The following is a 22144-nucleotide window of genomic DNA, read 5'->3' as shown; positions in this document are numbered from 1 at the left end:
TCTGAGCTCGGCCAAGTCGTCGATCAAGAACCAGCTCGCGATCATCAAGCGCAAGCACACCTGGGTGATGTCGATCATCTATATCGGCACCTTCGGCTCTTTCATCGGCTATTCGGCGGCGTTTCCGCTGCTGATCAAGACCCAGTTCCCGGCGATCACCGTCGGCATCGCCTTCCTCGGCCCGCTGGTGGGCTCGCTGGCGCGGCCGGTCGGCGGCCTGCTCGCCGACAAGATCGGCGGCGCGATCCTGACGTTCTGGAATTTCATCGCGATGGCGGCGGCCACCATCGGCGTGCTGTACTTCGTGGGGAATAAGGACTTTGCCGGCTTCCTGGTGATGTTCCTGATCCTGTTCGTCACCACCGGCATCGGCAACGGCTCGACCTACCGGATGATCCCCTCGATCTTCCGCGAGGAAAACCTGCGAAAGGTGCGTGGTGCGGGCGATGCCGCGCGCGCCGCCGCGCTGAAGACGGCTGGAATCGAGAGCGGCGCCGCGCTCGGCTTCATCGGCGCGGTCGGTGCCTGCGGCGGCTATCTGATCCCGAGCGGCTTTGGCAAGTCGATCGCGATCACCGGCGGCCCGCAGCTCGCGCTCGTCATCTATCTCGGCTTCTACGCGGCCTGCCTGGCGCTGACCTGGTGGTACTACCTGCGCCGCAGCCCGGAAGCTGCGGGTGCGACCAGCCTTGCCGAGGCGCGCGTGTAATTGTTCCGGCCTCTCCCCGCACCTTGCGGGGAGAGGCAACCATCGCGAAGGAAGAACGACATGACGTCAGAACAGGTGGCACTCGTGCAGCAGAGCTTTGCCAAGGTCGTGCCGATCTCGGAGGCGGCAGCGGTGATGTTCTACGACCGCCTCTTCGAGGTCGCGCCCGCGGTCAAGGCGATGTTTCCTGCCGACATGACCGAGCAGCGCAAGAAACTGCTGGCGACGCTCGCCGCCGTCGTGAACGGGCTGTCCAATCTGGATTCGATCCTGCCGGCCGCGAGCGCCCTGGCGACGCGTCATGTCGCCTATGGCGCGAAGGCGGAGCACTATCCGGTGGTGGGCGCCACGCTGCTGTGGACACTGGAGCAGGGGCTGGGCGAGGCCTGGACGGAAGAACTCGCCGCGGCCTGGGGCGCGGCCTACGGGACGCTGTCTACCTACATGATTTCGGTCGCCTATGGCGGCCGTGAAGCCGCGGAATGAGGAAGTCCAATGAGTGAACCGCTCGTCATCGTCGGCAATGGCATGGCCGCCGCGCGACTGGTCGATGAGTTGGCGAAGACCTCGCTCGGCCGTTACGCGATCGCCGTGATCGGCGCCGAACCGCGGCTTGCGTATAATCGCGTGCTGCTGTCGTCCGTGCTCGCGGGCGAGATTGCGTCGCACGACATCGAGCTGAAGCCGGCCTCCTGGTGGCGCGACCGCGGCGTCACGCTGAAATACAACTCCCTCGTCACCGAGATCGATGTCGGCCGGCGCGAGCTGAAGATCGCGGGCGACGAGTCGGTCGAGTTTTCCCGCCTCGTGCTTGCCACCGGCTCCTCGCCGCTGAGGCTCAACCTGCCCGGCGTCGACCTTGCCGGCGTGCACACGTTCCGCGACAGCCGCGACGTCGATCTCTTGTTGGCGCTGGCCATGCGCAAGCGGCCGGTCGTCGTGGTCGGGGGCGGATTGTTGGGGCTGGAGGCGGCTTATGGGCTCGCCAAGGCTGGCACGCCCGTCACCTTGCTGCATCTGATGGACCGCTTGATGGAGCGCCAGCTTGATCCGCCTGCGGCCGACCTCCTGAAGATGATGGTCGAACGCAAGGGCGTCGAGGTGCTGCTCAAGGCCGATACCGCGCGCATCTACGGCTCGACGCGGGTCGAGGGCGTCGAGCTTGCCGATGGACGAAAGATCGAGGCCGACGCCGTGGTTTTTGCTGCCGGCATCCGGCCGAATACGGTGCTGGCGCAGCAAGCCGGGATTGCGGTCAACCGCGGTATCATGGTTGACGACGTCCTGCAGACGAGCGCGCCCGACATCTACGCGCTCGGCGAATGCGCCGAGCATCGCGGCGTCTGCTACGGATTGGTCGAACCCGCTTATGAACAGGCACGCGTGCTGGCGCGGCATCTTGCGGGACGGCCGGCCGCCTATGCCGGCAGCGTGGTTGCGACCAACCTGAAAGTGTCCGGCGTCAGCGTGTTTTCCGCCGGCGATTTCTTAGGGACGGACGGCAGTGAAGCGATCATGCTGAGCGACATCAGGCGGGGCACCTACAAGAAACTGGTGATCGCGGATGGCAGGCTGGTCGGTGCGGTGCTGGTCGGCGATACGGCGGACGCGCTCTGGTATCTCGAACTGATCCGGGAGCGGAAACAGGTCGCGGCGATCCGGTCCGACATGATGTTCGGCCGCTCGTTTGCATTGCCGACGGCCGCGTAGTCCCGAAGGAAGCGTGTTGTTGCCATGACCGCGATCGATCCCAGTCTGCGCACGACGCGGACCACCTGTCCCTATTGCGGCGTCGGCTGCGGCGTGCTCGCAACCCCCGACGGCAAGGGCGGTGCCGCGATCTCAGGCGATGGCGAGCATCCCGCCAATCGCGGGCGGCTGTGCTCGAAAGGCTCGGCGCTCGGCGAGACGCTCGCGCTGGAGAGCCGGCTGCTGCATCCGATGATCCGCTGCAAGGGCGTCATGGAGCGCGTCGCCTGGAGCGATGCGCTCGACCATGTCGCCCATCGCCTGCAGCACATCATCGCCCGCGATGGCGCCAATGCGGTGGCGTTCTATCTCTCCGGGCAGATGCTGACCGAGGACTATTACGTCGCCAACAAGCTGATGAAGGGTTTTGTCGGCACCGCCAATGTCGATACAAATTCGCGGCTCTGCATGGCCTCCTCCGTCGCCGGCCATCGCCGCGCCTTCGGGGCCGACACGGTGCCCGGCACCTACGAGGATCTCGACACCGCCGATCTATTGGTGCTGGTCGGCTCCAATGCGGCCTGGTGCCATCCAGTGCTGTTTCAGCGCATGCTCGCCAACAAGCAGAGCCGCGGCGCCCGCATCGTCGTGGTCGATCCGCGCCGCACCGACACATCTGAAGATGCCGACCTGTTCCTCGGTGTGCGGCCCGGCACCGACACTGCGCTGTTCGCAGGACTTCTTGTTCATCTCGCTGACAACGGCGCACTCGATCGCGGCTATATCGAGAACCATACGCAAGGTTTTGACGCGGCGCTGGCGCGGGCGCGCGGCATGGCGGGAAGCGCGGCGGCCACCGCGCTCGCGACCGGTCTGAGCGAGGCCGATGTCGCCGCCTTTTTCGAAATGTTCCGGCAGACCGAGCGCGTGGTGACGCTCTATTCGCAGGGCGTCAACCAGTCTGCGCAGGGCACCGACAAGGTCAATGCCATCCTCAACTGCCATCTAGCCACGGCGCGGATCGGCAAGGTAGGCGCCGGCCCGTTCTCGCTGACCGGCCAGCCCAACGCAATGGGCGGCCGCGAGGTCGGCGGGCTTGCCAACCAGCTCGCCGCTCATATGGGGTTTACGCCTCCCGAGATCGATCGCGTCCGCCGCTTCTGGCAGGCGCCGCGCATCGCCACCCATGAGGGATTGAAGGCGGTGCAGATGTTCGAGGCGATCGGCCGCGGCGAGATCAAGGCACTGTGGGTGATCGGCACCAATCCGGTGGTGTCGCTGCCCGATGCGGATGCCGTGCGCGCCGCGCTCGCAAAACTGGAGCTGTTCGTCGTCTCGGAGAATGTGCGTTCCAACGACACGGTCAACAGCGGCGCGCATGTGCTGCTTCCGGCCCAGGCCTGGGGCGAGAAATCCGGCACCGTGACCAATTCCGAGCGGCGCATCTCGCGCCAGCGCGCCTTCCTGCCCTCGCCGGGAGAGGCGAGGCCGGACTGGTGGATTTTGAGTGAGGTGGGAAAACGCCTCGGCTTCAAGGCCGCGTTCGATTACGGCTCGGCGGCCGACGTGTTCCGCGAACATGCGCGGCTGTCCGCCTTCGAGAACGATGGCGCGCGCGATTTCGACATCGGCGCGCTGGCACAGCTCTCGGACGAGGCGTTCGACAGGATGGCGCCCGTGCAGTGGCCGATGCGCGAGGGCGTGGAAAACTCGCCGCGCTTCTTCGCCAAGGGCGGCTTCTTCACCGCGGATCGCAAGGCGCGCTTCGTTGCGCCGGACATTCCGGCGCTGCGCAGCGAGACCCATGCCGGGCGGCCGCTTCGGCTCAACACCGGGCGCGTCCGCGACCAGTGGCACACCATGACGCGCACGGGCCTCAGCCCGCGCCTCGGCCAGCATCTGCCCGAACCCTATGTCGAGATCCATCCCGACGATGCGGCGCGGTTCGGCGTCACCGACGACAGTTTTGCGCGCGTCACGACCGATCACGGACATTGCATTCTCAAGGTCGTGCTCAGTCCGCGGCAGCAGCGCGGCATGCTGTTCGCCCCGATCCACTGGAACGACGAGATGGCGTCGCATGCCAGGGTCGGCGCGCTGGTCTCAGCGTTCACCGATCCGTTCTCCGGCCAGCCCGAGGCCAAGGCGACGCCGGTCTCGATCACGCCGTACGAATATGTGTTCCGTGGTTTTGCGCTGTCGCGCCGGCTCCTCAAGCTGCCCGACAATGTCTGGTGGGTCCGCGCCGCGATCACCGGCGGTTATGGCTATCTTTTCGCCGACAATGCCGATCTCGCGCGCTGGCCGGCATGGTTCAAGGCCATGTCAGGCGATGACGTCGCCGAATATCGCGATTTCGGCGGCGGTGTGTTTCGCGCGGCGAGCTTTGCGGAGGGCCACATCGACGCGTGCTTGTTCCTTGGCCCTGCACACGATGCCGGCGACTGGGAGGTCGTCAAGGCCCTGTTTGCCAAGGAGCAACTCGGCGACGACGAACGCCGCATGCTGCTGTCGGGCCGCGCCAGCGAGGGCCTCGCCAATTCGGGGCCGATCGTCTGCGCCTGCTTCGGCGTCGGCCGCACGGCGATCTGCGATGCCATCGCCGCGGGCGCCAGATCGGCCGCTGAGATCGGCGCGCGGCTGAAGGCGGGGACCAATTGCGGTTCCTGCATCCCGGAAATGAAGCGGCTGATCGCAGAAGCGGGCGTCAGCTCGACGTCGAAGCAAGCAGTGGCTGCGCGTTAGTTTCTCGCCGTCATTCCGGGGCGCGTCGAAGATGCGAACCGGAGTCTCGAGAATCCCCGATGCGCAATTGCGCATCTGCGGTCTCCGCTTCGCGGATCCCGGAATGACCGTGCTTCTCCGATACTCAATGCCGCCATAGTTGGAAAAACTCGCGCCCGCCTCTACATCACGGAGTCGGCGACCGGGGCTGTCCAGGTCAAGGACATCGGCATCGGGTCGCGGGGAACGACGAGAGGTCAACGTGAAACAACAACCATTCGGCCATAGCGGCCAGACGACATCCGTGATCGGACAAGGCACCTGGTACATCGACCGCGGCGATCGCGAGGCGGCGGTGTCAGCGCTGCGCCGCGGCCTCGACCTTGGCATGAGCCACATCGACACCGCCGAGATGTATGGCGAGGCCGAACCCGTGATCGCGGATGCGATCGCCGGCCGCCGCGACGAGGTGTTTCTGGTCTCAAAGGTGCTGCCGAGCAACGCATCGCGGCGCGGCACGATCGCAGCATGCGAGCGCTCGCTGCGGCGGCTGAAGACCGACCGACTGGACTGCTATCTGTTGCACTGGCGCGGCTCGTTTCCGCTGTCCGAAACCGTTGCCGCGTTCGAGGAACTTCTGAGCGACGGCAAGATCCGCTCCTGGGGCGTCAGCAACTTCGACGTCGACGATCTCGACGAACTGCACGAGGTCGCGGGCGACGGCAAAATCGCCTGCAATCAGGTGCTCTATCACTTAAAGGAACGCGCCATCGAGCACGCGGTGATTCCGTGGTGCGAACGCCATGGCGTCGCGGTGGTCGCCTATTCGCCGTTCGGCCACAATGATTTTCCTGGGCCAACGAGCCGCGCCGGCGCCGTGCTGCAAAAAGTCGCGGATGCGCATCAGGCCACGCCGCGCCAGGTCGCGCTGAGCTTTCTGACGCGCAAGGCGGCGCTGTTCGCGATCCCGAAGGCCGGCACGGCGCCGCATGCTGCCGAGAATGCGGCGGCCGGCGATCTCGCGTTGACAGCAGAAGAAATCGCGGCGCTCGATCAGGCCTTTCCGCGCGGCGCGCCGCCGCGCAGCCTGCCAATGCTGTGAGAGCGATCATTATTGCTTGGTCGATCGTTCCGCGCGCTCCGTTCACCTCGCCCCGCTTGCGGGGAGAGGTCGCATCGCATCTTCAGATGCGATGCGGGTGAGGGGGACTCTCCACGGGTCTTGGTGCGTGAAAAAGCCCCTCACCCCAACCCTCTCCCCGTAAGAACGGGGAGAGGGAGCGCACCGCCGACCTTGCTCGCGTTGAATCAATTCTCACAAGGTGGTAGCAAGACACTCTTCTTAACAAAGTGTTTCAACAGGCGCCCCGATCTGCCCAATCGCGCATATCGGCTGCCTGTTTTCGGGTGTTGTTCACCTCGATCAATTAGCGTTTTTTCGTCTCTGCCGATTCGACCGTTATCCCGAGCCAGACCGTGACCCCGCCTCCTGCCGCCGCTGCAGCCGCAAGGCTCGACAGCGCATCGCTGCCATTGCCCGTAAAAACATTGCCCGTAAAAAGACGTGCCGTGCGGCGCGCGCCCGCGCGTGCGGACCGGCCTTTCAAGGGCATCGCGCTGATCCTGCTCTCGACCGTGTTTCTCGGCACCTCCGATATCACGGCGAAATTTCTCTCGACGAGCCTGCCCTCGATCGAGATCGCCTGGATCCGCTTTCTGGTGTTCGCGCTGATCATGGTGCCGGCGATGGTGCCGGGCACGCCGATCTATGCGCTGCGCTCGACCAGGCCCGGATTCCAGCTGCTGCGCGGAGCGGCACTGCTCGGCTCGTCGCTGTTCTTCATCACGGGACTGCGCTATCTGCCGATCGCGGAAGCCTCCGCCACCGGCTTTGTCTCGCCGCTGTTCGTCACCGCGCTGTCGATCATTTTCCTGTCCGAAAAGGTCGGTATTCGCCGCTGGCTCGCCACTGCTGTCGGCCTGTTCGGCGTGCTGGTCATCCTGCGCCCGGGCACCGGCGCGTTCCATGCCGCCGCGTTCTTTCCCATCGTCTCGGCATTCTGCTGGGCCACGACCTTGATCATGACGCGGATGATGAGCGGCCGCGAGCATGCGACCACGACGATGATCTATTCGTCGATCGCCGGTGTCGCTATCCTCACGGCCATGGTTCCGTTCGTCTGGGTGACGCCGAGCCTGAACGCCATTTTGCTCGGACTCCTGATCGGCGTGGCCTCCACCGCGGGGCAGTGGATCGTCGTGCTCGCATTCCGCTACGCCGACGCTTCGGTGCTGGCGCCATTCTCCTACACTCAGCTGCTCTGGGTCTCGATCCTCGGTTTTCTGATCTTTGGCGAGGTGCCGGATCTCTGGACCGTGATTGGCGCCGCCTTCATCGTCGGCAGCGGCCTCTACACCGCGCATCGCGAGCGGGTGCGCCGCTCGCAGCTTCTGACCGCCGCCGGCGAGTCCTCGCCGAACGCCTGAGCCTTTTTCCCCTGAACGATATCGCGTGATCCGGCTCGTGTGCGCGGCGCGAGGCGAAACCGCTCATCGTGAGGAGCCGCGCTTTCTTGCGCGACGTCTCGGACGAGAGGCCCCATCCGCGGTCCGAGGCGAACGCAAGCTGGTGCATCATTTGCTTTTGTCATCGCCGAACCTATAGTTCGCCCCTGATCACGCGAAGACAAGCAGCTCATGCGCGTTTCCATCATCACCGGAAGCGGCTCCGGCATCGTTCGGGTGCGCTGGACGCGCAGGCCTGGGCGCGTCGCCAAGGCCATCCGGTTGGGAGCCTGGCGGAGCCCGATAAGGTCGCAGCGGTTGTAGCGTTTCTGGTCTCGCCAGAGGCGAGCCATGTGACCGGGGCAATGTTGCCGGTCGATGGCGGTCTTGCTCTGATGTGAAGATTTTATGGTGTGGGAATGTCGGTGAATCAAACGGCTGAGCGAGCGGATGTCGCAGTCCTGGGAGGGGGCATGGTCGGCGTGGCCACCGCCAATGCAGCGCGGCGGCGCGGTTTTTCGGTCGTCCTCATCGATCGCCGCGAGGCGGGCAGCGAAACCTCCTACGGCAATGCCGGCATTCTCTCGAGCGGCTCGATCTTTCCGCTCAACATGCCAAACCTCTGGCGCAACCTTCCGGCCTACCTGACCAACCGAAATGCCGCGCTGCGCTGGAATCCGGCCTGGGCCTTGCGCAACGCGCGATGGGTCGCGGGTTTTCTCGCCAATGCATCGCCAGAGCGGACGAAGCCGCGCGCGACCGCGCTGCGCGGCCTGATCGCCGCCTCGCTCAGCGTGCACCGCGCGTGGATCGTCGAGGCCGGCGCGGCGGCGCGCATCCGCGAGACTGGGTGGCTGAAGGCCTGGCGCAGCGATGCGACAGCAACTGCCAAAGCAGAGCAGGCGGCGCTCGCCGACTATGGCATCAAGAGCGAGCTGCTGGATCGTCAGGCGATTTCCGCGCTCGAGCCGGGCATCCTGCCGGTCTACAGCGTCGGGCTGCTGCACACCGAGACGGCGTCGGTCGACTCGCCCGGCGCCGTCGTCAAAGCCTATGCGCAGATGTTTGCGGCAAGCGGCGGCGAGATCCGCCGCGCCGACATCCAGGCGATCGCAGGCGATGGCGACGGCTGGCGCGTCATGCTGGCGGGGGGCGAGGTGCGCGCGCGCCATGTCGTGGTCGCGCTCGGCCCCTGGTCGAAGGACCTGCTGCAGACGCTCGGCTATCGCGTGCCCCTTGGTTTCGAGCGTGGCTATCATCAGCATTTTTCTCCCAATCCCTCGCGTCCGCTCGCGCGGCCGATCCACGACAGCGACAAGGGCTTCCTGATCACGCCGATGGAGCAGGGCATCCGCATCACGACCGGTGTCGAGCTGACCGATCGCGACGCGCCGTCGTCGCTCGCGCAGCTCGATGCGGTGGTGCCGCAGGCGCGCGGCGTCGTCGAATTCGGCGAGGCTGTGGGCGAGCCGTGGCGCGGCTCGCGGCCGACATTGCCGGACAGTCTGCCGATGATCGGGCCGGCGCCGCGACATGCCGGCCTGTGGCTCGCCTTCGGCCACCAGCACATCGGTTTCACGACCGGAGCAGGCACCGGCCTTGCCATCGCGGCCATGATCGGCGGGGTGGCGCCGCCGTTCGACGTCGCTGCCTTCTTGCCGAGCCGGTATCTTTGATGACTAACAACTGCGGAAAGGGAGGCGCGGCATTAACGGCAACGGCGGTGCGCTCCCTCCCCCCTTGCGGGGGAGGGTTGGGGAGGGGGGTACCCCACGACGAGCTCAATCCCGGGACCCCCACCCCGGACCTCTCCCCGCAAGGGGGAGGGGAGCAGACCGAGTTCGCCGCGATCGATTCCATCAACGATTCTCATCCGATTGGTGTGTCGTAGCGCGGAGCGGACATGCACTACGTCTGGGATTTTTCCATTCTCGGCAAATACAGCCATCTGTTCTGGCTCGGTCTGGGCTGGACGGTGGCGTATACGATCGGCACCATCCTGCTCGGCACGCTGCTCGGCCTGATCGTCGGCATGCTGCGCCTTAAACGCTGGCCGGTGATCGATTGGCTGCTGATCGCCTACATCGAACTGTTCCGCTGCACGCCGCTGCTGGTCCAGATCGTCTGGTTCTATTACGCCTTCCCGGTCGTGATCGGGCTCAACATCCCGGCTCACGTCGCAGCGGTGACCGTGCTCACGCTCTATGGCGGCGCATTCTATGCCGAGATCGTCCGCGGCAGCATCGAGAGCGTGCCGCGCGGGCAATGGGATGCGGCGCACGCGCTCGGTTTTCGCGGCTGGCATCTCTTGCGACTCGTCATCCTGCCGCAGGCGCTGAAGCCGATGATGGCTCCCTATGTCAATCAGTCCGTGACGCAGCTCAAAAACACTTCGCTGGTGTCGGTGATCGCGGTTCCCGACCTCGTCTACAACGCCACGCTCATCAATGCCGAGACCTACCGGCCGCTGGAGGTCTACACGATCGTGGCCCTGATCTATTTCGCGATCCTGTTTCCGGCGACCCTTGCCGGGCGCACGCTCGAGCGCGGCATGACCTACGACAAGGCGTAGGATCTCCGATCGAACGCGGAAGCGACGAAATTACCGCATCGGTACCCCGGGACGCGCCCGCGGTGCCGCATTTTTTCCCTGTTGGTGTTGCATACACGCGACAGTTGCGCGTGCGTGCTGTGCTAGCTTCATTTCGCTTTGACCGGACGGATCATGCGATCTCATGGTTCGTGCCGGCGGTTCGCAGGGGGGCCACGGAATGACCCACACCTTCCGTCCGCTGACGTGTGTCCTGACCCTGGCCGTGTGCGCAGGCCTGTCCAGCCAAGGGCTTGCCCGCACGCCACAAAAGCATGGTTCGCACGGCAAGAAGGCCGCTCCCGCGCATGAGGCACGGCATGGTGAGGCTGCGGCGAAGCAGGGCAAACATGCCGACCAGGTCGCGGCCCGCGCCAAGCCCAGCAGCGAGGCAGCCGCTGACAGCGCGAAAGCTCCAGAGCTCACGGGTGATCCCGCGCTGATCAAGAGCGCCTTCGACCTGATTCGCCAGGGCAAGACCAGCGATGCGACCGCAACCGCCCAGACCATCGGCGATCCCGTCGCGAAAATTCTCGCCGAGTGGTTCATCTTGAGACACTCCGAGTCCGAGGCGACCTTCAACCGCTATGCGGCGTTCGTCGCCGACAATCCGGGCTGGCCAGGCACAGGGCTGATGCGCCGGCGCGCCGAGGCGCGGCTGTGGCAGGAGAAGAGCGATCCAGCGACGGTGCGCCGATTCATCGGCGATCAGCCGCTGACCGCGAAGGGCCGCTTTGCGCTGGCCCGCGTCCTGCTCGGCGAGGGCGACCGCGACGGCGCCGCGCGGCTGGCGCGCGAGGCCTGGCGGTCGGACGAATTGACCGAGCGCAGCGAGGCGGATGCGTTCGACACGTTCCACGACCTGTTCACGCGCGAGGACCATCGCGCCCGCATGGACCGGCGCATCGGCGCCAAGGATTTTGCCGGCGCGATGCGCGCCGCGCGCCGGGTCGGCGATGACGATGTCGCGATCGTGAAGGCGTGCGCCGCGGTCTCCGGCAACGACGACAAGGCGGCCGACAAGCTGAGCGATGTCGCTGGCGACGCGCGGCGGGATCTCGGCTTCACGCTCTGCCGCATCCAACAGATGCTGCGCAAGGATCAGATCGCGGACGCGCTTCAGTTGGTGCAGAGTGCACCGCGCGACGGCATGGCGCTGCAGGATACGGACGAGTGGTGGCGAGTCCGGCGGATCCTCGCGCGAAAACTGCTCGATGCCGGCGACATCAAGGGGGCCTATCAGGTGACGCGGGAAGCGGCGTTGCCGGCCAACAAGAATTACCGGGCCGAATTCTATTTTCTGCCGGGCTGGATCGCGCTGCGCTATCTGAACGATCCTGCAACCGCGGCCGAGCGTTTCGCCCATATCGATGACGGCTCGGCCGATCCGATCGTGCTGGCGCGCGCGAACTACTGGCGCGGCCGGGCCGCGGAAGCGAAGGGCGAGACCGAGGCGATGCGCAACGCCTACCAGGCGGCCGCACAGCACGGCACGGCCTATTACGGACAGCTCGCCCGCGCGCGGCTTGGCCTGGAGCGGATCGAGCTGCGCACGCCGGGCGAGCCGCAGACGACCGCGCATTCGGCGTTCGCGGACGAACTCGCCCACGCCGCCGACGTCCTGTATACGATCGGCGAGCGCGAAGCGGTCATGTGCTTCGTCGCTGATCTCGCGGAGAACTCGACGGACGAGGCGGCGCTTGCGGCAGTGGCCGAGGTGACCGGCCGTCACAACGACGCCCATGCCATGCTGGAGCTCGGCAAGACCGCGCTGGCGCGCGGCCTGGGGCTCGACCCTTACGCGTTTCCGACCATCGGGATTCCGCAGCACAATCCGATCGGGCCGGCGATCGACCGCAGCATCATCTATGGGGTGGCGCGCACCGAAAGCGCGTTCAACCAGAAAGACAGGTCCTCTGCCAACGCCGTCGGCCTGATGCAGGTGACGCCCGAGGCCGGCCGTGACACCGCAAAACGCTTCCGCGTCGAATATGACTGGGACAAGATGGTGTCCGATCCCGTCTACAACACGCAGATGGGCGCGGCCGAGCTCAGCGCGCTGCTCAGCGAATATCGTGGCTCGCAGATCATGACGTTTGCCGGCTACAATGCCGGGCGCGGCCGGGTACGCGACTGGGTGAAGAGCCACGGCGATCCCCGCGATCCCAACGTCGATGCCATCGACTGGGTGGAGCGCATCCCGATCGCCGAGACGCGCAACTACGTCCAGCGCGTGATGGAAAACGTGCAGGTCTATCGCGTCCGCTTCGACAATGGCGCGGCGGCCCTCACCTCCGAGCTCGGCAAAGTCGCTCCGCCGACCACGCAGCAGGCCAGCTCAGGCGCGCCGCCGCGGACGGAAGCCTCGGCCGCTCCCGGCGAGTGATGGCGGTGTGAGTTGGGGATTTGACCGTTCCCACACATTCGTCATGCCCGGGCTTGACCCGGGCGTCCACGTCTTGCTTGGACTAGAGGCAAAAGACGTGGATGGCCGGGACAAGCCCGGCCATGACGACGCGGAGACATCAGGGGGCGATCGGCTCTTGCGCTAGATATTCAGCTCCACCGGCACGTCTTCCGGCTTCACATTGCTCAGCGCGAGGCCCTTGACGAACCATTCGCGCATCTGGCCGATGCCGCGGTTGTAGTCGACCCACACGGCCAGGAAATCCCGCCAGCGCTTGTCGCTCTCGCGCCGCACCGCCATGCTGGAGGGAATGGCGACCGACGGCGTCTGAAGGATCTTGTAGGTGCCGAGATTGGGGTTCTTGGCGATCGCGGTCAGGCCCAGCACCAGCGCGTTGACCACGCAGTCGACGCGGCCCGACGACATCTCCAGCATCACCTCGTCGCGCGATTTCAGCGACTTGATGGTGGCATTGGGCGCAAAGCGCCGCGCCACCGCCTCGTTGGCGGAGCCGACGTCGACCGCGATCTTGACTTCGGGCTTATTGATGTCGGCCCAGGTTTTCGCCTCCATGCCCTTCTTGAGCATGGCGCCGAACGGGTGATGAAACACCGCGCCGCAGAAATCGACCACCAGCGCCCGCTGCGGCGTCGGATTGAGGGCGAAGCCGACATCGATCTTGTTGGCCTGCAGGTCGAGGATCGAGTTGCCGTAGGTCGATTCGATATAGTCGAGCTTGACGTCGAGCAGCTTTGCGATGTCATTCGCCATCTCGATGCACATGCCCGACCAGGTGCCGCTCGCCAGATCCTTGTTGAAATAAGGCAGCTCGCCCGGCAGCACCGCGATCCGCATGACTCCTGCGGCGCGCACGCGGTCCAGCGTGTTGTCGGCGGCATCTTCCGCTCTTGCAGGCGCCACTGTCGCGGCCGCCAGTGCCGCGCCGCTGCCGATCGCCAGCGCATAGCGCAGCGCCTCGCGGCGCTCTTCTGATATTTTCGATTCGTCGGTTTGCGTCACGAAAAGCCTCCTGTCGGGTTGGGCAAAGCCTACTGTCCACATGGAAGAGCAGCAAGTGCACCGCATTCGGCAATAATGGGCCGGGTGACCTGCGCAGGCGGTGCAAGGATGAACCAGGGGCGGGGCCTGCCGCCATCGCGCGCGCTACGTCGTGGCGGGCGGTCCGAACCAGGCGGTCAGCGCCTCGGCCAGCCCGTGCTGCGCCGTGTCTCCCACCCACGCGACATATCCGTCCGGCCGAACCAGCACGGCTTTGGGTGCGGTGACCGCGCCGAGCGCCGGAAGCTCCCACCGGCCCGAATAGTCCGCGTCGATCGACTGCAGCCGATGCGCCCATGGTGTGATGTCGAAGCCGCCGGACTCTCCAAGATTGAGCAGCAGCGGCCGCGCCCGGTGCAGAAGCGTGAAGATCCGCAGCGGACCATTCGCTGTGACGAGGTCGAGATCGGGCATGCGGCGTCCGAGCAGCGGATGCCCCTCGCCGAGGTCGTAGTGAATGTCGAGGCCAGACATCGTCGCGGCAAAACGTTTGCGCGGCTCGTCCATGCCGAGGAGCTCGGCAATGATGTCGCGCACGGCCTGCAGGCGGTCGTCTTGGCGGCGCAGCAGCGCGATCTGCGCCATCGTGTTGCGCAGCACCCGCGCCGCGACGGGATGCCGCTCGGCCTGGTAGCTATCCAGCAGGCTTTCCGGAGATGTCCCCTTGACCACCTGGGCCAGCTTCCATCCGAGATTCACGGCATCCTGCACCCCGGTGTTGAGGCCCTGTCCGCCGACCGAATGATGGACGTGCGCGGCATCGCCGGCCAGCAGCACCCGTCCCTTGCGGTACGACGCCGCCTGCCGGGTCACATCGGTAAATCCCGAGATCCAGGTCGGACTATGCAGTCCGTAGTCGGTCCCGTACACGGCAATGAGGGCCTCGCTGAGGTCGCGCAGAGTAGGTTCGCCGGTGCGATCAAGATGCCCTTCCGTCACCAGGACCCGCACACGCCCATTCTCCGACTTGCTGAGGCCATGGAAGCCGAGCGCATCGTGGCGGAGACCCCATTCCGGCTCTTCGGTCATCTGAGCCTCCGCCATCAGATTGCTGATCGTCGGATCCCAGCCCAGAAATTCGACGCCCGCCGTCTTGCGAACCACGCTGCGTCCTCCGTCGCAGCCGACCAGATATTTCGCCCGCACTGACCGGCCGTCGGACAGCGCGACGTCCACGCCGGTGTCGTCCTGCGCAAACCCGGTGACCTCCCGTCCGCGATGGATTGGCACGGCCAAATCTTCGACCCAGCCCGCCAGGATGCGTTCGATATGGTGTTGCCGCAGCGCGAGCCCGTAATTGTGCCGCGTCGGACAATCGCTGAGGTCGAGGGGATTCCAGGCGAAGCCTGTGAGCTGCGTCAGCTTTCCCTCCGAGAGGAACCGATCGGCCAGTCCGCGCTGGTCGAGCACCTCGATGGTCCGCGCGTGCAGCCCGCCCGCACGGGAGCCGACGACGTCCTGGCTGGCGCGCCGCTCGACAACCGCAACGTCGACGCCCGCCAGCGCCAATTCGCCCGCCAGCATCAGCCCGGTCGGACCTGCACCGGCGATCACCGCCGCATGGTCGGGGATCGCCGCACTCCTGTCGGCCGTGTGCGACGCCTGCGTGGATAGCAATGCACTCATGTCGTGACCCCGTCGGTTGTGGATTCGGCCGGCGGGTTCTACGGGATGATGCCGCTCTTGAAGCAAGTCCCTTGCGCACCACATATTAGACTTGGGAGAGTAGTGTCCGCTTGGGCTTGGGCGCGCGGCGTCCAGAAGGCACATGGTTCAGAAAGATCCGACCATCGAGCCCAGCGCGATCACAACGGCGAGCGCAAGCATGGCGCCCACGATGCCGACCATGACGATGTCGCGATAGCTTTCGCCGTGGGTCGCGCCGCAGACCGATAGGAGCGTCACCACGGCGCCGTTGTGCGGCAGGCTGTCGAGCGTACCTGATCCGATCACCGCCACGCGATGCAGGAGCCCTGGATCAAGTCCGATCTCGGCGGCGCGGGCCATGTAGGTCGCGCCCAGCGCGTCCAGCGCGATGGTCAGCCCGCCCGATGCCGAGCCGGTGAGAGCGGCGAGGACGTTGGTTGCGACCGCAAGCGACACCAGAGGGCCGCCGCCGATGCCGAGGACCGCATCGCGTACCACGGCGAATGCAGGCATCGCGGCCACGGCCGCACCGAAGCCGACCAGGCTCGCGACGCTCATCGCCGGCAGCACCGCCGCATTGGCGCCGGCATCCATTGTCGCGCGCAAGGCGTGCAGCCGTCGATGATGGAGCGCAAGCACCGTAGCGATGGCGCAGGCGAGCGCGGTGATGACCGCCCAGACACCGCCGACGTCGGCGAGCGACACGCCGCCGAAGCGGGACTCGGCCAGATAGCGCGTGTCGAGCGCCCCCAGCACGAACAGCGACATCGCAAGATTGACGGCGATCACCATCATGAGAGGCAAGGCAGCGAGCGCGATTGGCGGTGGCGTGTCGGTTTCCTGGCCGTGCGCGATTTCCGCCGGGTCGAACTCGCGGGCGGTCACGGCACGCTCGCGCAGCGTCTCGTCGGTCGCCAGACGGTCGGCCGGCGTCGGCGCACCGCCGCCGAAATCTTCGCCGCTCAGTTTGGCCGCCTTCGTCTCGCGATCGAGCCACCACAGGCCGAAGGCGAGCATGATCAGCGAGGCGAGAACACCTAGTCCTGGCGCGGCGAATGGCGTGGTGCCGAAGAACGGCATCGGGATCGCGTTCTGGATCGACGGGGTACCGGGCAGGGCGGACATGGTGAAGGTCGAGGTGCCCAGCACGATGGCGGCCGGCATCAGCCGGCGCGGAATGTTGGCCGCGCGAAACAGCTCCTGCGCCATCGGCGCCAGAACAAAAAAAGCGACGAACAGGCTGACGCCGCCATAGGTCACGAGCGCGCCGGCCAGTACGACGGCCAGCATCGCCCGCTCCGGGCCCAGCCGCTGCGTCATGAAGCGCGCGATGGCGGTCACCGACCCTGAGTCCTCCATCAGCTTGCCGAACAACGCGCCGAGCAGGAACAACGGGAAGAACCGCGCCAGAAACGCGGCCGCGCTGCCCATGAAGGTTTCGGTCCAGTGCGCGAGCAGGGGTTCGCGGGAGAACAACGCCGCAACCAGTGCGGCCAGCGGCGCGAGCAGCAGCACGCTCCAGCCGCGATAGGCGAACGCGACCAGGACGCCGAGCCCGCCAAGGATTCCGGCAAGTCCGATCAACGTCATGGGCTCAGCACTCCGCCATGAGCGCATCGAGATCGGCCGTGGAGCGCCGGCCGAGATCGTCGCCATGGGCCACAAGGAACTCGTCAGCGCTGCGGCGCCCCTCGTCCTTGAGCAACGAGATGAACTGCCATTCCGCATTCAGCTTCGAGGATGCGCCATACGCCGCGAGCTGATCGTTCTTGATCCGATGCGTCCGCATCCGAGCCCAGCGTGCACCTTCGCCGCTGCCGGGGTCGGCCGCCTGACGCAGCAAGGCGATCATGCGCAGTTCCTTCATGAGCGGCGAGTTGAAGGACACCTCGTTGAGTCGGTTGAGGATCTCGGCCGCCGTGCGCGGTGGCTCGGCGCGCTCGCGCGGATTGATCTGGACCAGGATCGTATCTTCTCCATCGCTCTCCCGGACCAGCGGCGTGATGGTGGGATTGCCGGCGTACCCGCCGTCCCAGTAAAGCTCGCCCTCGATCTCGATCGCCTGGAACATGGTTGGCAGACAGGCGGAGGCAAGCAGCACGTCGGGCGTGATTTCGCCGCAGCGGAAGATGCGGCCGCGACCGGTGCGCACGCTCGTCGCGGTGACGAAGAGTTTTATCGGGCTGCGCTTGAGGCGCTCGAAATCGATGCTCTCCGCGAGTATGGTGCGCAGCGGATTGAGGCCGAACGGATTTAGATCATACGGAGAAAGTATCCGTGTCATCAGGTCGAATGCGAAATAGGCCGGTGAGGTGTCGAGCGTCCAGCGGCCCATCAGGCGATCGAGCGGCGAGCGCTGCAACGGGCTGAACGCGGCAGCGCGCGAAACGCGCCTCCAGTAGGCGTCGAGCGCCCGCTTGGCGCCCGCGGCGCCCCCTTCCGTCCAGCCATCCGCCAGCACGGTGGCGTTCATCGCGCCGGCCGAGGTGCCGGAGATCGCCTCGATCTTCAGCCACGGCTCCTCGAGCAGGCGATCCAGGACGCCCCAGGTGAACGCGCCATGCGAGCCGCCGCCCTGCAGCGCAAGGTCGACCAGAACCGGCGTCCGCGTCGTCCCCTCTGGTGGCTGGTCCACGCGGCGCTCCGGATTCTTCAGGGCGACACGATGGCCTGTCTCGAGCCTGCGTAGGACCGGCGCAGCAAGGCCAGCAGACTGCCACCCGTTGCCGCGCCAAGCAGGTAGACGACGATTGTCAGCACCGCGAGCGGCGCACGGATCCTGAAGCCGAGGAACGCCACCGTCGCGGCTTCAAGGTTCTGCAGGGCGAAGACCAGCGTGGTGACGGCGAATAGAACGATCACGGCCAGATAGATCCATCGCATAGGCCCATCCTCCTCCCGCCATGCGGAAGCCTTGCAAAGACAGTCGCATCGCGGCGGTCCGCGCGCGATCAGGCCCGCGATGGCGCCTGTGACGTCAGCGGTCGCCGGTGCAGGCCGAAGCCGAGCCCGATCCAGCCTGCGCCCGCCATGATCAGGTCGATGCCAAGGAACAGGCCCAGGATATAGATGCTGTTGATCGGCCAGCGCGCCAGGATCAGCAGGCCGAGCAACAGCGTGATGACGCCGGATAGCGCCACCCAGATCCAGGGGGTTTCCCGCTTCATGTTGAACGCCAGGAAGATCCGCACGGCGCCCGAGGCGACCAGCGATGCGCCCAGTATCAGTGTGAGCAGCACCGCAGCAAAGATCGGATTCTCGAATGTCACGAAACCCGCAACGATATAGAGCACGCCGAGCAAGGCCCATATCAGGAACTTGCCCCAGCTCTTGATCTGGAAGGCATTGATGAGTTCGGCAACGCCGGCGATGATCATCATGACGCCGACGACGAACACGCTCGCCACGGTCGCCATCACGATGCTGCCGAGCGCGATGAAGCCGGCGATGACGTAGACGACACCGAGTGCGACGATCCAGCCCCATTTGGCGCGAAGCGGGGTGATGTCAGAACCGGCTCGAAGATTGTGCAGAGTATCTGAAGCGCTTGTCATGACGGTCCTCCGATGAGAAAAACCAATCCGACGTCTTGTCAGCTCGATACACGCAAGGATAGCACAAACATGCGATGGCGGCCACGATGGCCTTTTCCGCTTTTCCGGGGTCCGAGCAGGCCTTGTTTGCTTTGTGAATTCAATGGTTTCACCGCTGCGCTCACCGCAAGGCGGCGCATGAATTGCCATCGGACTCTGGCTGACGGGGCCATCGACCCGTTTCGAAGAGGCGAAATCTCCGGGGCTTTCAACAACGACAGCCGGTGGACATGAAAATCAGTATCGCAATCATAGCGGCAGTGCTTGTCGCTGCCGCCGCAAGCCTGGCCAGCACGGTGTTTGCTCCGGTTGCGCTTGCGCTCTTCATCATCGCGCTGGTCTGGCCGGTCCAGAGCTGGCTGCAGGCGCGGATTTCGAAACTGCCCGCGCTGGCGGTCACGATCGTCATGACCCTCGCCATAGGCCTTGCTCTCACCTCGATGGCCGCCTGGGGTTTTGGGCGGGTCGGCGGATTATTTTTCACGGATGCTGCACGCTATCAGTCAGTGTACGACCGCATCGTGAGCTGGCTCGACGGTCACGGCGTCTCGGTCGCGGGATTGTGGGCCGAGCATTTCAACGTTCGCTGGCTGCTGCGAACGACGCAGTACGTGACGGGCCGCGTCAACACCACGTTGACATTTTGGCTGATCGCGCTGGTCTATGTAACGTTGGGGTTGCTGGAGGTCGACGATATCAGGCGCAACGTCGAGGCGCTCGACAACCGCGAAGCTGCGCGGGTTCTGCTGAACGGAAGCGCCGCGACAGCTGAGAAGCTGAGACGCTATATGCTGGTGCGGACGCTGATGAGCGCGATGACCGGCGTGTTCGTCGGCGCTTTCGCCTGGCTCTCCGGCCTGCAGTTCGCGGTCGAATGGGGCGTGATCGCCTTCACCCTGAACTACATCCCATTCATCGGGCCCTTCATCGCAACCTTGTTTCCGACGTTACTGGCGATGACACAATTCGACAGTTGGGAGTCGGTCGTGATCGTTTTCGTCTGTCTGAATGTCATTCAATTCGTGATCGGCAGCTACATCGAGCCGCGCTTCTCGGGCAGCGTGCTCTCGATCTCGCCGTTGGTCGTGCTGTTCGCGACGCTGTTCTGGACATTTCTGTGGGGTCTGTTCGGCACCTTCATCGGCGTTCCGATCGCACTTGCGATACTGAGCTTCTGCAGCCAGCATCCATCGAGCCGGTGGCTTGCGGATCTCCTCGGCGGATCCGGTCAGAGCAAGACCGGCTAGAGCCTTTTCCGTTCCGATTGAATCGGAACGGAGGCTCCAGCTTCTTGTTTTTGACGCGTTTTCTTCACGCGAACCGTTACCCGCTTCGCTCGAAAACGCTCTAGCCCATGTTCGAACCGGCGATTTCGACCCGCTCAGGCGCCAAAAGACATATCCGCCCATCCGGGCCCGCGGCGAGGGTATGGATGTGAAAATGCGTGGGCGCATCATTGGTCGCGCCCATCACCGGCGAGGGCGCCGATACGATCTTGAGCATCCCGCAGGCGCCGATCCAGTCGACATGGCGATGCCCATGCATCACGACTGTCCGCGCTGCGATCGGCCTGAGCTTGCGCAGGAACCAGCCGCCGTTGACGAGCGCGGTGCCTATGCGTTCGGAAAGGGCAACGGGCCTCGGATATTCGAGCAGGTGATGATGCAACGCGATGATCCACCTGGCTCTGGGAAATCTGTCGATCGCAGCGGCAAGACGATGTCCCTGTTCGGCGGAAATGTATCCCAGCGCATTGGTAAAGGAAAAATGGCTTTCCGCATTGGAATTGAGGATAGCCACCGCAAGGCCATCTGCATCCCGGGGAGGCAGGATCATCGGAAATTGATCGTGAAAGACGGTCCCGAGGCTGGTTGAGAGCAGCAGGCCGCCCCGATCCGCAAAGCTCGCGATCCTCTTGCGATGCGGCTTCAGTGCCTCGTTGAGCGTCAGCCAGCTCTTGCGGTCGTCGATCACCTGCACGCAATCGCCCTGGAGCGCTGCCATCGCCGACAGCGTCCGCATCTGCCGGAGTCGCTTGCCGGAGCTGAACGGGAGATCGAGCCGCGCCGGATTGGCGCGATCGACGATGTTGAGATCGTGATTGCCGGGCAGGACGATCATGTGCGCGGCAAGAGCCGGATATTGCGCGAGCGCATCGAGGAATTCAGCCCATTCTGCCGCGCGACCGGCATCCGTCATGTCGCCGCTGACGAGCACGAGGTCGAGCGGATGCGCCGCATGGATGTCCGCAAGGCGTGCCAGGACGCGATGGAGGCGCTCGTTGCCGCGTGGGCCGCTGCGACCGCTTTCGATGCGAAAGCCGTAGTGTTCGCCGACCACATGGAGATCGGAAACGTGCGCGATACGCCAGCTGCGACGATCCGAAGGCGGAGCATCGAATGCGGTCAGGTCGGCAGGCTGATCCATGCCGGCGTCCGCGAAACCCCAGATCAGCGAGGAGATCGCGAAATAACTGAGCACCAGGATGGCGGCATTGGCAACGGTCGGGACGATGAGGCCATACGGCGATGCGAGGTCGCTCGCTGTGCCAATCCAGCGCGAGTGCGGCCACACCAGGATGACAAGCACCGCCGCGCATCCGCAGATGACGATCCCTGCGGTGGCCGAACTCGCCGCGCGTAGTCGCATCCGCGCCGGGACCGTCCAGTGGCGAGCGAGCAGTCGCTCAGCCAAATGGCGCAGCAGCTCGGAGCCGAACGCGTAAGCAGGCTGAACGACGAGCGCATGGAGTGACCAGAAATTGTCTTCCGCCAGCCGCCATAGCGGCCGCCACCCCAGCCATCCCAGTGCGATCGCGGCGGCGAGCACGAGTGCAGCGCCGATTTCCGTCAACGCCACGATGTGGGCCGATACGCTGGCAAGCCAGGTCTTCGCCACCAGCGGTGCGAGGCCAAGCAGGGTGGCCGGCAGCAGCAGCGTCATCGTCCAGGCGAACAGCAGTTTCGGCAGGCTGATTTCCACCAGCAGGCTGCCGGCGATGGCGAGCAGCGATCTTCGCCCGGGGCTCGCGATGTCGTCTTCGAAATCGCCCTCGCGTGGATCGATGAGTGGAAGCCCGAAAGGGGCAGCCTCGTCAGATGAGCCGAGATCCCCGGGCGATTTGGTCATGGTCCGACCCCATGCCGTCGATCACATGTTGGCGGGTCCGATCACCTGAAAATGGCGTTCTTGTAGATGACGCCGTCCTTCATGATGATCAG

General features: G+C 65.3%; 17 protein-coding genes and 1 pseudogene. 11 read left to right on the top strand and 7 right to left on the bottom strand.

What is annotated here, in order from left to right; genetic code table 11:
• The 10 genes and pseudogenes from JOZ76_RS14615 to JOZ76_RS14570 form a co-directional block, all read left to right on the top strand.
• A pseudogene (locus JOZ76_RS14615) lies at positions 1-709 on the top strand (MFS transporter); the annotation flags it as partial.
• Between the two features lie 60 nt (positions 710-769).
• Positions 770-1195 (top strand): globin family protein, encoded by a 426-nt coding sequence (locus JOZ76_RS14610; protein WP_291699331.1) that lies wholly within the window; start codon positions 770-772, stop codon positions 1193-1195.
• A gap of 9 nt (positions 1196-1204) precedes the next feature.
• Positions 1205-2419 (top strand): NAD(P)/FAD-dependent oxidoreductase, encoded by a 1215-nt coding sequence (locus JOZ76_RS14605; RefSeq protein WP_291699330.1) that lies wholly within the window; start codon positions 1205-1207, stop codon positions 2417-2419.
• A gap of 24 nt (positions 2420-2443) precedes the next feature.
• A complete protein-coding gene (locus JOZ76_RS14600; RefSeq protein ID WP_291699329.1) occupies positions 2444-5143 on the top strand; it encodes a nitrate reductase in 2700 nt (899 codons plus the stop codon).
• 241 nt (positions 5144-5384) lie between these two features.
• The gene (locus JOZ76_RS14595) at positions 5385-6224 is read left to right on the top strand and encodes an aldo/keto reductase (protein WP_291699328.1); all 840 of its coding nucleotides are present in this window, start codon (positions 5385-5387) and stop codon (positions 6222-6224) included.
• Positions 6225-6655: 431 nt separating this feature from the next.
• On the top strand, positions 6656-7609 hold the full coding sequence (locus tag JOZ76_RS14590) for a DMT family transporter (protein ID WP_291699333.1): 954 nt from the start codon (positions 6656-6658) through the stop codon (positions 7607-7609).
• Positions 7610-7677: 68 nt separating this feature from the next.
• Positions 7678-8028 (top strand): SDR family oxidoreductase, encoded by a 351-nt coding sequence (locus JOZ76_RS38550; protein WP_441300033.1) that lies wholly within the window; start codon positions 7678-7680, stop codon positions 8026-8028.
• 18 nt (positions 8029-8046) lie between these two features.
• Positions 8047-9303, top strand: a complete 1257-nt coding sequence (locus JOZ76_RS14580) for an NAD(P)/FAD-dependent oxidoreductase (protein ID WP_291699327.1) — start codon at positions 8047-8049, stop codon at positions 9301-9303.
• Positions 9304-9530: 227 nt separating this feature from the next.
• Positions 9531-10199 carry an amino acid ABC transporter permease gene (locus tag JOZ76_RS14575; RefSeq protein ID WP_291699326.1) on the top strand — a complete coding sequence of 223 codons (669 nt, stop codon included), beginning with the start codon at positions 9531-9533 and terminating at the stop codon, positions 10197-10199.
• A 199-nt stretch (positions 10200-10398) separates the two neighbouring features.
• Positions 10399-12603, top strand: coding sequence for a lytic transglycosylase domain-containing protein (locus JOZ76_RS14570; RefSeq protein WP_291699325.1), 2205 nt, complete (start codon positions 10399-10401; stop codon positions 12601-12603).
• A 162-nt stretch (positions 12604-12765) separates the two neighbouring features.
• Here the strand turns inward: JOZ76_RS14570 and JOZ76_RS14565 are convergent, their stop codons facing one another.
• From JOZ76_RS14565 to JOZ76_RS14540, 6 genes are all read right to left on the bottom strand, one after another.
• Entirely contained in the window at positions 12766-13644 is an 879-nt protein-coding gene (locus JOZ76_RS14565) for a transporter substrate-binding domain-containing protein (RefSeq protein WP_291699324.1), read from the bottom strand.
• Positions 13645-13788: 144 nt separating this feature from the next.
• Positions 13789-15309 (bottom strand): FAD-dependent monooxygenase, encoded by a 1521-nt coding sequence (locus JOZ76_RS14560; RefSeq protein ID WP_291699323.1) that lies wholly within the window; start codon positions 15307-15309, stop codon positions 13789-13791.
• Positions 15310-15456: 147 nt separating this feature from the next.
• Positions 15457-16911, bottom strand: a complete 1455-nt coding sequence (locus tag JOZ76_RS14555; RefSeq protein WP_291699332.1) for a GntP family permease — start codon at positions 16909-16911, stop codon at positions 15457-15459.
• 13 nt (positions 16912-16924) lie between these two features.
• Positions 16925-17965 (bottom strand): patatin-like phospholipase family protein, encoded by a 1041-nt coding sequence (locus JOZ76_RS14550; RefSeq protein WP_291699322.1) that lies wholly within the window; start codon positions 17963-17965, stop codon positions 16925-16927.
• A gap of 17 nt (positions 17966-17982) precedes the next feature.
• Positions 17983-18213, bottom strand: a complete 231-nt coding sequence (locus tag JOZ76_RS14545) for a hypothetical protein (protein WP_291699321.1) — start codon at positions 18211-18213, stop codon at positions 17983-17985.
• 68 nt (positions 18214-18281) lie between these two features.
• Positions 18282-18884, bottom strand: coding sequence for an HdeD family acid-resistance protein (locus JOZ76_RS14540; protein ID WP_291699320.1), 603 nt, complete (start codon positions 18882-18884; stop codon positions 18282-18284).
• A 269-nt stretch (positions 18885-19153) separates the two neighbouring features.
• Here JOZ76_RS14540 and JOZ76_RS14535 point away from each other — a divergent pair, with 269 nt between their 5' ends.
• A complete protein-coding gene (locus JOZ76_RS14535; RefSeq protein WP_291699319.1) occupies positions 19154-20170 on the top strand; it encodes an AI-2E family transporter in 1017 nt (338 codons plus the stop codon).
• A 100-nt stretch (positions 20171-20270) separates the two neighbouring features.
• Here the strand turns inward: JOZ76_RS14535 and JOZ76_RS14530 are convergent, their stop codons facing one another.
• Complete coding sequence (locus JOZ76_RS14530) at positions 20271-22052, bottom strand: metallophosphoesterase family protein (RefSeq protein WP_291699318.1); 1782 nt, start codon at positions 22050-22052, stop codon at positions 20271-20273.
• Positions 22053-22144 lie beyond the last annotated feature (92 nt).

The sequence above is a fragment of the Bradyrhizobium sp. genome, assembly GCF_019244115.1.
Classification (GTDB): domain Bacteria; phylum Pseudomonadota; class Alphaproteobacteria; order Rhizobiales; family Xanthobacteraceae; genus Bradyrhizobium.
This window is presented reverse-complemented; position numbering and strand designations above follow the sequence as displayed.

Excerpts from the sequence above, each read along its gene's own strand:
- JOZ76_RS14610 (WP_291699331.1), top strand. The coding sequence starts at position 770 with ATGACGTCAGAACAGGTGGCACTCGTGCAGCAGAGCTTTGCCAAGGTC.
- JOZ76_RS14605 (WP_291699330.1), top strand. The coding sequence starts at position 1,205 with ATGAGTGAACCGCTCGTCATCGTCGGCAATGGCATGGCCGCCGCGCGA.
- JOZ76_RS14600 (WP_291699329.1), top strand. The coding sequence starts at position 2,444 with ATGACCGCGATCGATCCCAGTCTGCGCACGACGCGGACCACCTGTCCC.
- JOZ76_RS14580 (WP_291699327.1), top strand. The coding sequence starts at position 8,047 with ATGTCGGTGAATCAAACGGCTGAGCGAGCGGATGTCGCAGTCCTGGGA.
- JOZ76_RS14575 (WP_291699326.1), top strand. The coding sequence starts at position 9,531 with ATGCACTACGTCTGGGATTTTTCCATTCTCGGCAAATACAGCCATCTG.
- JOZ76_RS14570 (WP_291699325.1), top strand. The coding sequence starts at position 10,399 with ATGACCCACACCTTCCGTCCGCTGACGTGTGTCCTGACCCTGGCCGTG.
- JOZ76_RS14560 (WP_291699323.1), bottom strand. The coding sequence starts at position 15,309 with ATGAGTGCATTGCTATCCACGCAGGCGTCGCACACGGCCGACAGGAGT.
- JOZ76_RS14545 (WP_291699321.1), bottom strand. The coding sequence starts at position 18,213 with ATGCGATGGATCTATCTGGCCGTGATCGTTCTATTCGCCGTCACCACG.
- JOZ76_RS14540 (WP_291699320.1), bottom strand. The coding sequence starts at position 18,884 with ATGACAAGCGCTTCAGATACTCTGCACAATCTTCGAGCCGGTTCTGAC.
- JOZ76_RS14535 (WP_291699319.1), top strand. The coding sequence starts at position 19,154 with ATGAAAATCAGTATCGCAATCATAGCGGCAGTGCTTGTCGCTGCCGCC.
- JOZ76_RS14530 (WP_291699318.1), bottom strand. The coding sequence starts at position 22,052 with ATGACCAAATCGCCCGGGGATCTCGGCTCATCTGACGAGGCTGCCCCT.